Raw genomic sequence first — 14,287 nt, 5'->3', positions numbered from 1 at the left:
CAGTGGAGAACTCCCCTTGAATTATTCATCCTCCGTTCAAGATGACGTCTGTATGACATTTACACGACAGTTCTATGAAAATCGGAGACGGCCTTGGCCATTTTTGAATCGGCAGCAATCGCTGCCACCGCTTCTAGGGCCTATGGCCCGCAAATCGGTTTCGGCGCTCGCCATGCCAAGGCACTTTCGCTTGCAGGACGGCTTTCTCTCTCGCTGCTTCTGTCGATCGTCCTGATTTTTTGCGTCGAATGGATTGCCCGCAACTCCGCAACGGAGGCGGCGTTGTTCTTCCTCGACCCGGCCCGGCCCGCCTGGACCACGACCGGCGTATTCTTCCTGATGTTTCTGGCGCTTGATGCCGCCTTGGCGCGCGAAAATTTCGGCGTCATCCTGCTCGCGCCGCTGGCGCTCATCCCGGCACTCGTCAGCCGGCAGAAGCAGATTTTCCTGTCCGACCCGCTCTACCCGACTGATTTCCTGTTCGGCCGCCAGATCATGGAGCTGATGCCGGTACTGGTCCGCGACCGCCCATGGACGGCCGTCGGCATCGTCATCGGCATCGTCCTGGCCGTGGCCGCGCTGATCTGGCTGGTCCGTGTCGCCTGGCGCCGGTTTCGCGCGCTTACCCGCCGCCAGCGTCTTGCACGGTTTGCTGTCGCCCTGCCCTTGCTCGGCGCTTTCTACCACATGATGGACTACAACAATTTCTCCTGGGTGCGCGACCGCCTGCAGGTCATCCCGATCATGTGGGACCAGACCGAGAACTACCGTCACAACGGCTTCACCATGGCGTTTGCGCTCAATCTGCCGATGGCCAACGTCACGGCGCCGGCGGGCTACATGTCCGATGCGATCGATAAGATTGCGACCCAGCCGGTGCCGGCCGGCACGTCCCATCGCGGCAAGCCGGACGTTATCGTGCTGATGAGCGAATCCTTCTGGGATCCGACCCGTCTGCCCAACGTCAAGCTGTCGCCTGATCCGATGCCGACGATCCGCGCGATGCAGTCCGGCAACGTCTTCTCGCCGGAATTCGGCGGCATGACCGCCAATGTCGAATTCGAGGCGCTCACCGGTTTCTCGAATGCCTTCCTGCCCTATGGCAGCATTCCGTATCAGCAGTATATCCGCAACCCGATCCCGTCGCTCGCCACCTTTTTCCGTGGCGAGGGCTATGTGTCGCGCGCCGTGCACCCGTTCCAGAAATGGTTCTGGAACCGCAGCGCGGTCTACAAGGCCTTCGGCTTCGAGCAGTTCAGGTCGGAGGAGAACCTGCCGGTGATGGAGAAGCGCGGCATCTTCGCCTCGGACGAATCGCTGACCAAGGAAATCATCCGCCAGGCCGACCAGCTGCGCGACCCGTTCTTCTTCTTCACGGTCACCTTGCAAGGGCATGGCCCCTATGAGGCCAATCGCTATGCCAAGAACACCATCAAGGTCGAAGGCAATCTTCCTGCCGCCGACAAGCAGGTGCTTGAAACCTATGCTCAGGGTATCAAGGAAGCCGACGACAGCCTGAAAATGCTTATGGACTGGGCCAAGGAGCGCGATCGCGAAACCATCATCGTGCTGTTCGGCGATCACTTGCCGCCGCTCAACACGGTCTATCCAAACACCGGTTTCATGAACGACGTCACCGCCTCGCGCAAAGGCTCGCTCGAGCAGATGAAGGCACAACACGAAACCCCACTGGTGGTCTGGTCGAACAAGACCGGTCCGGTCAAGGATATCGGCACGATCAGCCCGGCTTTCCTGTCCTACCAGATCCTCAAGCAGGGTGGTTTCGAGCATCCCTATTACACCGAGTTTCTAGGCAATATCTTCGACAAGTACCGCATCATCGACCGTTACATGCTCGTCGATAAGGCGGGCAAGGAAACAGCTTCCTGGGCACGCCAGAAGACCATCCCGCCCCTCATCCGCGACTACCGTTTCCTGCAGCACGACATGATGTTCGGCCAGCGCTACGGCACCGACCGGTTCTTCCAGTCGCATGCCGATCTGTTTGCGAACGCAATGTGAAAAGAAGCGGGGATGCCGAAGCTTCGGCGTTTCCGCAAATCACCAGCATGGGCTAGAACAGGGCAACGTTTTCTGACGGAGCCAACCCATGTCGCACCTGGACGAAATCTCCCACATCCTTTTCGGCAAACCGAGCAGCGAACTTGGCGCCGTCGAGCGCCATGTTCTTCATCGCGCCAAAGAGCGCAAGATTGTTTCTCAGGATACCAACGCCGCCTTTGTAGCCGGACAGGGATTCGGCGACAGGATGGCCGACAGCATTGCCCGTATCGGCGGCTCCTGGGGTTTCATCATCGCTTTCCTGATCTTCCTTGTCGTCTGGGCAATTGCCAACACCGTGCTGTTGACGCGCGACGCCTTCGATCCCTACCCCTTCATCTTCCTCAATCTTCTTCTGTCGATGATCGCCGCGATCCAGGCGCCGATCATCATGATGTCGCAGAACCGGCAGGCGACGAAGGACCGCTTCGACGCCTCGAAAGACTACGAGGTCAACCTGAAGTCTGAAGTGGAACTGATCTCGCTGCACAACAAGATCGACACGGTGCTGCTGCGCGAGATCGCCGAACTTCGCGCCGATGTCGGCCGTTTGCACGCACAACTCGCGCTCTACAAGGATGGAGGGAATTCGCCAACTTGAATTTGCCTGTATCATTCCGGTTCGACGCATGCCGATAAAACACAACCGAACGGAAATGACACAACTTAAAATGCGCGAAATACAGTATTTTAGATCGGAAATTTAAAAGACGATTTATTAGCGTAGAGAAAAATTAAGAAATCAAGCACACGATATAGGTGTAACGGGATCGATATGTCGACCGGATACAAACCTGGGAGTGTGTTAGATGTCTCTCATATCGCGGATGCGCGGCGACACTGACGGTGCGGCGGCATTGGAATTTGCGATTATCGCCCCCCTGTTCTTCCTGACGATCTTCACCATGATCGGCTACGGCATCTATCTGAGCGCCACCCACGCTATCCAGCAGATCGCCGCCGATGCCGCGCGAACCGCCGTGGCCGGGCTGTCCGAGACGGAAAGAAAGAGCCTCGCCAAGTCATTCATCCAGACGTCGACGCTGAATTACGCCTTCATCAACAGGGCCAAGCTCACCGTCAATGTCGCGGACGACGTCAAGCACCTCAATCAATTCACCGTCACCATAGTCTACGATTCGAGCGAGTTGCCGATCTGGAAGCTGTTTTCCTTTGCGCTGCCCGATGAAGAAATCAAACGTTACGCAACCATCAGGCTGGGAGGTATTTAACATGGTCCGCGAAGCCCTGAAACGCCGCACTATCTTGACCGACACCTCGGGCAATATCGGTATCTCCGCAGCCCTTGTTCTGCCGCTCGTCGTCATGTCGCTCGGGCTCGGCATCGATTTCGGCTATCTCACCCTGCAGAAGCAGGAGTTGCAGGGCGTCGCCGACCTGACCGCCATCGTCGCAGCCTCCGATCTGACCAATGTGGAGAGTGCAGCGCGCAATCACTTCAAGACCAACGGCCTTTCTCTGGCGATCGCGACCAAGGATGGGTTGATCAACCCTGACGGAAAGGTCATCCCGAAAGATGTCGTCGCGATCAAGAACGGCATCGTCACGATCGTCAAGGGACGCTATGTCCCCGACCCGGCGCTCGCCACCGGTCAGCGTTTTATCCCCAATGCCACGCCGGCGGATGCGGCCCAGGTCTCTATCGAGAAGGAAGGCGCGCTTCACCTCGCCGCGATGTTCAGCGCCCCACCGACGATGAGCGCGGTCGGCACTGCAGCCAGCACGAAACTCGCATCCTTCTCCGTCGGCTCCCGGCTCGCAAGCCTCAATGGCGGTATCCTCAATCAACTGCTTGGCCAGATGCTCGGTACGACGATTTCGTTGAAGGTGATGGATTACCAAGCGCTTGTCGACGCGGATATCAACGTCCAGCCCTTTCTCAAGAGCGTTTCGACGCGCCTGAACCTGACGGCCGCGAGCTATGAGGATGTGCTGAAGGCCAATCTCACCATGCCGCAACTGCTGGCGTCCATGCAGGCCGTCCAAGGGATCTCCGCCACTGCGAATTCCGCCCTCAAGGCGCTGGAAACGGCCACCAAGCTCAACAAGAAGACCTTCACCTTGTCGCGGATACTCAATATCGATCCGAAAAAGGGATTGAAAGTCGATGCAGGGTCGAACTGGGCAATGAAGATCAGCGCGCTCGATATCGTCTCGACGGCCGCAGCCGTTGCCAATGGTACCAACCAGATATCGATCGCGGCCGTGGCCGGCCTGCCTGGTATTGCCTCGGCCAGCGTGACGCTCGCCATCGGTGAACCCCCTGTCACCACACCAGCCCACAGGCTGGGCGCGCCAGGTTCGGCCGTGCGCACGGCGCAAACGCGGCTTGCCATAGAGGTCAACATTGATGGATTGGCGCTGCTTGCCGGTTTGCGGATCAAGCTGCCGATCTATGTCGAAGTTGCCTACGCCGAAGCCAAGCTCGCCGACATTCGCTGCTATGGTGGTTCAAATACCAATGCCAGCGTCTCGATCGATGCTGTTCCGGGCGTCGCGGAGATTGCGATCGGCACGGTCAACCCTACCGTCCTGTCAAACTTCAGCGACGAGGCAAGAGTTGAAAAAGCCCGTATCCTCGACTCGCTTCTGGTCAGGATCGACGGTATCGCCCATGTCGAAGCGAAGAACCTGCAGCCGCAAAGACTGACGTTCAGCCCGTCGGAGGTCGCAGCCAACGCCATCAAGAGCGTTTCGACCAAGGACATCCTGACCTCGGCGACGCAAACGCTGCTGAACAACCTGGATGTCGATATCCAGGTGCTGTTCCTGACGCTCGGCAGTCCCAAGCTGGTTCAGGCGGCGCTCGCGCAGACTTTGGGAGCCGTTACGCCGGCAATCGACACTTTGATCTACAATCTGCTTCTGGCGGTGGGTGTCCGGGTCGGTGAAGCCGATGTTCGCGTCACCGGCGTCAACTGTCTGCAGCCGGTGCTTGTTCAATAAACGTTGAATCTGCGTTCTTATCCTCAGGCCGGACGGCAATCTTGCCATCCGGTCTTTTTTTTCGAATAGATCACCGGCAAGAACCGTCCTGATATTTGCACCCTTTGGTGAAACAATTGATGGACTTATACTGTTTTGCAACAGACATGCCTTAACAATAGACTTTCAGCCGATTCCCGGCTCGATACCTTACCCGTATGGACTCTCGCCAAAAACATGATCGGCACACAGTCATCAGCGATAGACACAACCAAAGTCAGTGTCTCCTCCGAGGTCGATCTGTTTGCGGCCAATCCTGCGCTGTTCCCAGTTCTGCAGCAGGGTGCGCGGCATATGATCGAGCTTTACGACCATTTTCCGCGGATTGCCCGCCTGGTCGCCGCTCAGCAGAAATGGCTGCTCACCCAAGCCGCCTACGCCCTGCACCTGCAGCGCGACCCGGCCGATCCGCTCTCCGGCATAACGGCGGCGAGACTTCTCGACGTCATCGCAGCGACAAATCTTGCAAGCCGCAACACGGCAACCGCATTTCTGGCAGAGCTGCGGGCCTACAAGCTGATCCGCGACGTGACGGGGTCTCCGAGCAAACGCAGCCGGCCGCTGGAGCCCACCGAAACCAGCCACGAGGCGATGACTTTGTGGTTTCGCGGTCAATTGCGCAGTCTCGATCTCATCGACCAGGGTGACAGGGTGGCGCGGCTGGAGTCAAATCCGGACATATTCCGCTACGCCCAGCCGCTCGCGGCCAAACGGTTGATCGCCGACAAGGCATGGCGCGAACCGCCCGTCAGCATCTCCTGCTTCGTCTGGACCGAATATGGCGGGTTGATCCTGGACGATTTCATCTCGCGGATCGCCAATATCGAACCGGAGGATGGCTGCTACTGGGTCGACGACCTGCGCTTTTCCGAGCTCTCCAGCCACTACTCCCTCTCGCGCACCCATGTGCGCCGCCTGTTCGCGCGCGCCGAAGCACAGGGTTCGCTGGGCTGGCAGGACCGCAACGGCAACCGCAACCGGATCTGGGCAACGGCTTCCTTCGTCGAGGACTACAAGCGCTGGCAATCCGTCAAGTTTTGTGCGCTGGAATGGGCCTATAACGAGGCCGTCCGATCGATCGCCCAGGGTGCCTTTTGAGAGAAAACCGGTCCCCGCCCAAGGCCGTCAGGCGCTTGACTGCGCAAATTGTGGCAGAGCATCATTGATCTCGTAGAAATCGCCCTTGTCGGCACAGAAGATATGGACGCCGAATGCCAGCCCTGTCGGAGTGTCGAACGCTCCGGCCATGATCGATGTATAATCGAGACTATCCATCTTCCAGAACAGCGCCGAACCGCAGGTCCTGCAAAAGCCCCGGCGCGCCTGCGGGCTTGAACGATACCAGGTGATGTTTTCGCCACCTTCAAGATCCAGTTTGCTGTCTGCAACATTGGTCGCCGCATAGTAGAGCCCGGTCTGCTTGCGGCATTGCGAACAATGGCAGGCGATCACTTCGCGCAGTTCACCATGCGTGCGAAAGCGGACGGCGCCGCAATTGCAAGACCCGGTGTTTTCGTTTGTCATGCTCATCCCCCGAACTGAAATCCGCCTCGCCTTGCGGACATTAAAAAACCGGGCCAGCATTGTCAGCTGGCCCGGTCCTGTCAAATTCAATGCGCTCACGGTTTTGATCAGCGTCGCTGATCAGCCGTTGACGACCATCCGCTTTTCGTCACGGCCGCCCTTCATGCGCTCGGCAAGCAGGAAGGCGAGCTCCAGCGCCTGGTCGGCGTTGAGACGCGGATCGCAATGGGTGTGGTAACGATCGGCAAGATCGGCACCCGACAACGCACGGGCGCCGCCGGTGCATTCCGTCACGTCATTGCCGGTCATCTCGATATGGATGCCGCCCGGATGCGTACCCTCGGCGCGGTGAATCTGGAAGAAGCTTTCGACTTCCGACAGAATCCGCTCGAAAGGACGGGTCTTGTAGTTGTTGAGCGTGATCGTGTTGCCATGCATCGGATCGCAGGACCAGACGACCTTGCGGCCTTCCTTTTCGACGGCACGGATCAGGCGCGGCAGGTTTTCGGCAACCTTGTCGTGACCGAAGCGGCAGATCAGCGTCAGGCGGCCGGCTTCGTTCTGCGGGTTGAGCAGGTCGATCAACTCAATCAGGCCATCCGCCGTCAGCGACGGGCCGCACTTCAGGCCCAGCGGGTTCTTGATGCCGCGGCAATATTCGATATGCGCGTGATCGGCCTGGCGCGTGCGGTCGCCGATCCAGATCATGTGGCCGGACGTTGCGTACCAGTCGCCCGATGTCGAATCGACGCGGGTCAGCGCCTGCTCGTAGCCAAGCAGCAGCGCCTCGTGGCTGGTGAAGAAATCGGTTTCGCGCAGGTTCGGATTGGTTTCCGGCGTGATGCCGATCGCCTTCATGAAATCCATCGTTTCGGAGATCCGGTCGGCGAGCTTGCGGTAACGCTCGGCCTGCGGGCTTTCCTTGACGAAACCGAGCATCCACTGGTGCACGTTGTCGAGATTGGCATAGCCCCCCATCGCGAAGGCGCGCAAAAGGTTGAGCGTCGCAGCCGACTGGCGGTAAGCCATGATCTGGCGCTCAGGATCCGGAATACGGGCCTTCTCGGTGAATTCGATACCGTTGATGATGTCGCCGCGATAGCTCGGCAGCTCGATATCGCCCTGCTTCTCGATATTGGAGGAGCGCGGCTTGGCGAACTGGCCGGCAATGCGGCCGACCTTGACCACAGGCTGCTGGGCACCGAACGTCAGCACGACGGCCATCTGCAGGAATGCGCGGAAGAAGTCGCGGATGGTGTCCGCGCCATGTTCGGCAAAGCTTTCGGCGCAATCGCCGCCCTGCAGCAGGAAACCCTTGCCTTCCGAAACATTGGCAAGCTGGCTCTTCAGACGGCGGGCCTCACCGGCAAAAACCAGCGGCGGATAGGTCGCGAGCTGCGCTTCGGCGGCGGCCAGCACTGCCATATCCGGAAAGTCCGGCACCTGCTGGATGGGCTTCTGCCGCCAGCTGTTCGGGGTCCAATTCTGTACCATGTCGATCACCTGTTCTCTTGCGCAAGGTCCGCCGCAGCAGCAGTCGCATTGCCGGATCGCGTCCGGGCAATGCCGCCTGAAGCCGGTTTTGAACCGCGTATCAACGGTATAATTCCTGAACCGCAGCTTTCCTTCTCGGGAAAACGGCGATTTTGCGGATGCGGGCTTATAAACGTTAACATGGGGATTGCAAAGCCATTGTGCCAGCAAAGTGCGCGCCGCCCCGGCCCGCCCTACCCTGCATTGCCAAGTGCTTGGCGCAACAGCCTACCGCTTCACCCGATGCGCTCGCCGTTCTTGATCCGGTAGCTCGGATTGTACATCGTCACCAGTTCTTCCGAAGCCGTCGGGTGGACGGCCATCGTGCGGTCGAAATCGTCCTTGGTGCATCCGGCTTTCAGCGTGATTCCCAGCAATTGCGCCATCTCTCCAGCCTCGTGGCCGAGAATGTGAGCGCCGAGAACCTTGCGGTCAGTTGCATTGACGATCAGCTTCATGATCGTCTTTTCGCTGCGCCCCGAAAGCGTCGCCTTCATCGGCCGGAACTCGGCGCGGTAGATTTCAAGATCCTCGAATTTCTTTCCGGCCTCGTCTTCCGACAGCCCGACCGTACCGATCTCCGGCTGCGAGAACACCGCAGTGGCAATCAGATCATGATCCGGGGATGTCGGGTTGCCCTTGTATTCCGTTTCGATGAAGCACATCGCCTCATGGATCGCCACCGGCGTCAGCTGGACGCGATCGGTCACATCACCCAGCGCATAGATGCCGGGCGCGCTGGTGCGCGAAAACGCGTCGATGACGATCGCGCCGCGCTCGTTGACGGTAACGCCTGCCGCCTCGAGGCCAAGCCCCTTGGTGTTTGGCACGCGTCCGAGCGCCAGTATCACCTGGTCGGCGATCAGGGCGCCGTTCTTCATTGTTTCCGCAACCAGATTGCCCTCGGCATTTTTGGTGACGGACTGGATCAGGTCCTCGCAGAGGATACGGATACCCTTCTGCTCCATCGCCGCATGCAGGCCACGCCGCATGTCCTGGTCGAAGCGCGACAGGATTTCCTTGCCGCGATAGATCAGCGTCGTCTCGACACCGAGACCATGGAAGATATTGGCGAATTCGACAGCGATGTAGCCGCCGCCGGCGATGACGATCGATTTCGGCAGCTCCGGCAGATCGAAGGCTTCGTTCGAGCTGATGCAGAGTTCGTTGCCCGGCAGCGCATCGTGCGGCGTCGGATGACCGCCGACGGCGATGACGATCCGCTCGGCCGTCACGGTTCTGCCGCTGTCCAGCAGCTTGATCGTGTTCGGTCCGGTCAGCTCCGCCCGGGTGTGCAGGATTTCCGCCCCGGCATTGGCCAGACCCTTCTGGTAGAGCCCCTCCAGCCGGGTGATTTCCTTGTCCTTGGCAGCAACCAGCTTTTTCCAGTCGAACGTGCTTTCGCCGACGGTCCAGCCAAACCCTTCGGCATCCTCGAAATGCTCGGCAAACTGCGAGGCATAGACGTAGAGCTTCTTTGGAACGCAGCCACGGATGACGCAGGTGCCGCCATAACGGAATTCCTCGGCAATCGCCACCTTCTTGCCCATCGCTGCGGCAAGCCTGCCGCTGCGCACGCCGCCGGAACCGCCGCCAATAACGAAGAGGTCATAATCGAAAGAAGCCATGATGAAATACTCCCGGCAGGGTCATATGCGAAGGAAGGCGGGCACGGGTAAGGCGGCGGTCGCGAAGGACGATACGGCGCCTCACCGGCGATTCCGCCGTGTGATGGTGATATAGGGTGGCTGGATACAAAATGAAAAGCCCGGAATGACCCGGGCTTAAGCAATTCGACGTGAGGCACGCGACCGGTCAACCGGCAGCCGTTCCTTACTGCGCAGGCGTCACCGGAGCCGTGCCATCGATCGGCTGCTGACCGGCGGTCAGGGTCGCGCTGAGATCCTTGGTTGCAGCCGCGTTCAGATCGCGGGAAATGCCTGCAGCCCAGATGTCGGCAGCCTTGACCATTTCGCGCGAAGCGATCGGGCCGTCGTTCAAAAGCTTCTTGCCGGCATCGGACGTGTAGAATGTCGCGATGGCGTTCAGCTGCTCGACGGTAAAGGTCTTGGCATAGATCGTTGCCGCTTCACGCTCCAGATCGGCGCGACGGGCAGCCAGCTCAAGAGCCTTGGCGTCGACCGTCTTGGAAATCAGGTCTTCGTAGTTCGGCGAGGACTGGATGAGCGTCGTCTTCAGGCGTTCAGCCAGGTTCGGCAGGATGTTGTCAAAACCGTTGGTTGCATTGATGGCAGCGATTGCGGCCCGTGCGGCCTTGATCTGCTCGTCCGTTACATCCTGCGCCCGCAGGGTCGGAACCATGACGGCGGAAAGGATGATGGCCGTTGCAGCCATTGTACGGCCGAGACCTGCGAAATTGATCATGTCTGTAACGCTCCTGTCAGTTGATGCCGGGTTGCGCGCGCGCCTTGCATCCGCGAACCCCTGCATAATCCAATTTTAAAGCTGTCGCCACAATAACGGGCACTCCCGATCGGCGGCGACGCTGATAACAATCCTGCGCGGCCAAGTCGGCCGCAACCGGTCAAGCCGTCATTACCCTCGCCCCCGCCGGACCGGCGATGATGGCGAGAGAGGCGATGCCGATGAAAAGCCCATGTTCGACCACGCCGGGAATGGCGTTCAGTTCGCGTGCAAGCGCATCTGCATCAGGAATGCGGCCAAAAGATGCGTCCAGTATCAGATGTCCACCGTCGGTCATGAACGGCCCATCGCCGGAAGCGCGGACATTGATTTCGCCGGAAAGTCCGATCCGTGCGGCAAGTTTTTCAACGGCGATACGCGTCGCGCCCAGCCCGAAGGCATTGACTTCGATCGGCAGCTTGAAAGCACCGAGCGTCTCGACGACTTTGGTTTCGTCGGCGATCACGATCATCCGTGCGGACGCGCAGGCAACGATCTTTTCGCGCAGAAGTGCGCCGCCGCCGCCCTTGATCAGGCGCAGCATCGGGTCCACCTCGTCCGCGCCGTCAATGGTCAGGTCGAGCTCGGGAAGGTCCTCGAGCGACTTCAGCGGCACGCCGAGTTCAAGGCAAAGCCGCGCCGTGCGCTCCGATGTCGGCACCCCCTCGACCCGAAAACCACCAGCTACTTTTTCGGCCAGCAGCCGGACGAATTCCTCCGCCGTCGAGCCGGTTCCGATACCAAGCCTCATGCCGTCTTCGACATAGTCGAGTGCTGCCGCTGCAGCCTTGATCTTCATTTGACGGGCGTCCATGCGCCACAATCTCCTCAAAACGCGCCAATAGGCTACCAAAAAACCCGGTGCCGATCATTCCGCTGAGACGTTTACACGGCTGCAACGGCAAACAAAAGCCCCAATAGCAGCCAGAATGCAAAAGCAAACCTGGCGCTGTGACGTAAAGTTGCGATTGCTTTTCTCCCCCGCTTCCCCTACCCGGATGGCAACATTTCCCCCAAGTTTCAAGAGGTTCCAGTGTCCGTATCCGTTGTCGTGTTTGATCTTGATGGAACCCTCGTCGATACCGCGCCCGATCTGGTCGCCAGCCTCAACCATGCGGTGACGCAGGCCGGCCTTGCGCCGGTGACCTATGACGACCTGACGCATCTCGTCGGCCACGGCGCCAGGGCGATGATCGAGCGCACCTTCACGCTGCGCGGCCAGACGCTTTCCAGCCAAGACCTCGACTGGCAGATGAAGGAATTCATCGACTTCTATCATGGCTCGATGCCGGGCGATTCTTTCCCCTATCCCGGCGTAGTCACCGCCATGGACCGCCTGTCTGCCGCCGGCTACACCCTTGCCGTCTGCACCAACAAGCTCGAAATGCTGGCCAGAAGCCTGCTGGAGGGACTTGGCCTGACATCCCGCTTCGCCGCCATTACCGGCGGCGACACCTTTCCGGTGCGCAAGCCCGATCCCGAACACCTGCTGTCGACCATCCGTCTTGCCGGCGGTTCACCGGAGAAATCGGTGATGGTCGGCGACAGCCTCAACGACATTTTAGTGGCGAAAAACGCATCCGTTCGCTCGATCGGCGTTCCCTTCGGCTATTCCGACGTGCCGATCGAAAGCCTGCAGCCGGACATCATCGTCCGGCATTTCGATGAACTGACCCCCGACCTGATCGGGCGCCTGATCGCGCGGGCGTAATGATCGCCGGGACACAAAAAAGGCGGCTCGAAGCCGCCTTTTTGATGGACTGATCCGATGGACCGTTGTCAGCCTTCGGCGCGGCGTGCCTGACGGGTGGCTTCGAGGGCGCGTTCCATGTACATGTCGCGATCGTAGACATCGTGGAAATACTCGACCGCTCCGTCCTTGTTCGGCCACGCCGTGAAATAGGCGACATAGACCGGAATCCTCTCCGGTACCGACACGCCCTTGTTGCGGCCGCCGGCGATCTGCTTGCCGATATCCTCGACAGACGTTCCGAGCACGGCAGCGGCCATCCGGCGCGGATCGGCCAGACGTACGCAACCGTGGCTGAGCGCCCGGTCGTCCTTCTTGAAGAAGCTCTTCGACGGCGTGTCGTGCATGTAGATCGCATGCGCGTTCGGGAACAGGATCTTCAGCTCGCCCAGCGCATTGTCGCTGCTTGGCGGCTGGCGCACGGCGACACCGGCTGTTGAACCGTTCCAGTTGACGTCGTAGGACGAGACCGGCCGTCCCTTGAGTTCCACCTGATAGCCAAGGCGGTCGAGATAGCCCGGATCGTTGCGCAGCTTGGGCAGCATTTCGTTGATGATGATCGACTGCGGTACACCCCAATACGGGTTGAACTCGACCGTCTGGATCTCGTCTTCGAAGAAGAACGTCTGGTGCGCCTTTGAACCGACGACCACCCGCATGGAGAACTGTTCGGCACCCTGGTCGTGATAGTAGACCATGTAGGCCGGCTGATTGATGAAGACGTAGCGGCTGCCGAGATCGGCTGGCAGCCAGCGCGCCTGCTCCATGGCGATCCGCACTTTTGCGGCCTTGCTTTCGCTGGTGTCGCCGCCTGTCAGGATGCGGATCGACGCCTTGCCGACGACGCCGTCCGGCGTCAGGCCGTGTTCCTTCTGGAAGCCCTCGACCAGCGCAACCAGTTCCGGCGTATAGTCAGGCGTGCCCTGGTAGGCCGTCAGTGTCAGCGAATGTTCGACCTTCAGCGCATCCGAACCCTTGACGCGGATGGCGGCGACCACGTTGGCCAATTCCGGATTGCTGATACCCGGCTTCAAAAGCGTGCCCGGCGCAATCGTGATCTGCGGGGCGTCGCTGGTCTGCGCCTGCAACGCCGCCAGTTCCCGCTTCAGCGCCAGGAATTCGACGCCGGAGGGCGACTGGGAGTTCAGATAGGCGGCGACGTCATGGCTTCTGGCGATATTTTCCAGCTTGCCGGTCAGGTTGACGGCCTTGCGCTTGAAATCGTGATAGCCGGAAATCTTGTTCGGATCGATGCGCCCACGTACCGTGTCGGCGATATAGGTCAGCGTTGCGGCGGACAGCTGGATTTCAAACTCGACCAGCGATTTTTCGCGCGCAGCCATATCGTTGCGGTCGAACGTGTCGGACGGCACAGTGACGGCATAGTCTTGCGGGTCAAGCCCGACGCTGGCCGCCTGCCCCAAGACCGTCAGTGCAGCCTTGGCAGCAGAATTCGGCGCATCGCCGTCAATCCAGACAAACCCATCGCGGCCGGCATAAAAAGTCTCGATTGCCTTGGCGACGTCGGCCGGAGCGTAAGCGGTGACCTCGGGAAGAAACTGGCGGGCATCGGCGAGAACTGCAGGTGGCGCCGGAGGCAGGACGTCTGCGCTGACGGACCCAGTCACCACCGGGTCGACGAGCTTTGCGGTGGCGATCCGGCGCAGCGGCTCGGCTTTGTAGGTATAATATTGCGGCGAGGTCACCTTCGGCAGCGGCCGGGCGGCCTGCCTCTGCACGGGCTGCATCTGTTCGACACCCGGCAGCGGCTGGAATTCCTCGACCACCGGCTTCTTCTTGCGAAAAAGATCCAAGAGGTTCAGCGCTTCTGCGCGCTGGACGCCGAGAGAGGCGAACGCGCACCCGGTCATCAGTGTCACGATCGCAGCAGTCTTCATCAACTTCATAGGTTCACTCGTCCCCGTGTCGCATTGCCGCCGTCAGCGGTTCGCGCCTGATGCTCCGTCATGTCACCAGGCTTTCGTACTT

At 59.8% G+C, this 14,287-nt stretch carries 12 protein-coding genes; 6 read left to right on the top strand and 6 right to left on the bottom strand.

Going from position 1 to position 14,287, the window contains the following annotated elements; all coding sequences use genetic code 11:
- The first annotated feature begins 93 nt into the window (after positions 1 to 93).
- From ACP7E6_RS04130 to ACP7E6_RS04110, 5 genes are all read left to right on the top strand, one after another.
- Positions 94 to 2,022, top strand: a complete 1,929-nt coding sequence (locus ACP7E6_RS04130) for an LTA synthase family protein (RefSeq protein ID WP_426228142.1) — start codon at positions 94 to 96, stop codon at positions 2,020 to 2,022.
- 88 nt (positions 2,023 to 2,110) lie between these two features.
- Positions 2,111 to 2,662: a DUF1003 domain-containing protein gene (locus tag ACP7E6_RS04125; protein ID WP_426228140.1), complete on the top strand. Its 552-nt coding sequence runs from the start codon at positions 2,111 to 2,113 to the stop codon at positions 2,660 to 2,662.
- Positions 2,663 to 2,870: 208 nt separating this feature from the next.
- Positions 2,871 to 3,293, top strand: a complete 423-nt coding sequence (locus ACP7E6_RS04120) for a TadE/TadG family type IV pilus assembly protein (protein ID WP_426228138.1) — start codon at positions 2,871 to 2,873, stop codon at positions 3,291 to 3,293.
- Between the two features lies 1 nt (position 3,294).
- Positions 3,295 to 5,028, top strand: a complete 1,734-nt coding sequence (locus ACP7E6_RS04115) for a pilus assembly protein TadG-related protein (RefSeq protein ID WP_426228136.1) — start codon at positions 3,295 to 3,297, stop codon at positions 5,026 to 5,028.
- 216 nt (positions 5,029 to 5,244) lie between these two features.
- On the top strand, positions 5,245 to 6,165 hold the full coding sequence (locus ACP7E6_RS04110; protein WP_426228134.1) for a hypothetical protein: 921 nt from the start codon (positions 5,245 to 5,247) through the stop codon (positions 6,163 to 6,165).
- A gap of 27 nt (positions 6,166 to 6,192) precedes the next feature.
- Here the strand turns inward: ACP7E6_RS04110 and ACP7E6_RS04105 are convergent, their stop codons facing one another.
- The 5 genes from ACP7E6_RS04105 to rpiA all read right to left on the bottom strand — a co-directional run bounded on the left by ACP7E6_RS04105 (position 6,193) and on the right by rpiA (position 11,362).
- Positions 6,193 to 6,591 carry a GFA family protein gene (locus ACP7E6_RS04105; protein WP_426228132.1) on the bottom strand — a complete coding sequence of 133 codons (399 nt, stop codon included), beginning with the start codon at positions 6,589 to 6,591 and terminating at the stop codon, positions 6,193 to 6,195.
- A gap of 120 nt (positions 6,592 to 6,711) precedes the next feature.
- Positions 6,712 to 8,085, bottom strand: a complete 1,374-nt coding sequence (locus tag ACP7E6_RS04100) for a class II 3-deoxy-7-phosphoheptulonate synthase (RefSeq protein WP_426228130.1) — start codon at positions 8,083 to 8,085, stop codon at positions 6,712 to 6,714.
- Positions 8,086 to 8,360: 275 nt separating this feature from the next.
- A complete protein-coding gene (gene gor / locus ACP7E6_RS04095) occupies positions 8,361 to 9,752 on the bottom strand; it encodes a glutathione-disulfide reductase (protein ID WP_426228128.1) in 1,392 nt (463 codons plus the stop codon).
- Positions 9,753 to 9,957: 205 nt separating this feature from the next.
- Positions 9,958 to 10,509, bottom strand: coding sequence for a DUF2059 domain-containing protein (locus tag ACP7E6_RS04090; protein ID WP_426228127.1), 552 nt, complete (start codon positions 10,507 to 10,509; stop codon positions 9,958 to 9,960).
- A 160-nt stretch (positions 10,510 to 10,669) separates the two neighbouring features.
- Complete coding sequence (rpiA, locus tag ACP7E6_RS04085) at positions 10,670 to 11,362, bottom strand: ribose-5-phosphate isomerase RpiA (protein WP_426228126.1); 693 nt, start codon at positions 11,360 to 11,362, stop codon at positions 10,670 to 10,672.
- Between the two features lie 219 nt (positions 11,363 to 11,581).
- Between rpiA and gph the strand changes: the two genes are divergently transcribed.
- Positions 11,582 to 12,259: a phosphoglycolate phosphatase gene (gene gph / locus ACP7E6_RS04080; RefSeq protein WP_426228124.1), complete on the top strand. Its 678-nt coding sequence runs from the start codon at positions 11,582 to 11,584 to the stop codon at positions 12,257 to 12,259.
- Between the two features lie 68 nt (positions 12,260 to 12,327).
- Here gph and ACP7E6_RS04075 read toward each other — a convergent pair whose 3' ends face one another.
- A complete protein-coding gene (locus ACP7E6_RS04075) occupies positions 12,328 to 14,205 on the bottom strand; it encodes a L,D-transpeptidase family protein (protein ID WP_426228122.1) in 1,878 nt (625 codons plus the stop codon).
- Positions 14,206 to 14,287 lie beyond the last annotated feature (82 nt).

Source organism: Pararhizobium sp. DWP3-4 (assembly GCF_049898205.1).
In the GTDB taxonomy this organism is placed as follows: Bacteria; Pseudomonadota; Alphaproteobacteria; order Rhizobiales; family Rhizobiaceae; genus Pararhizobium.
This window is presented reverse-complemented; position numbering and strand designations above follow the sequence as displayed.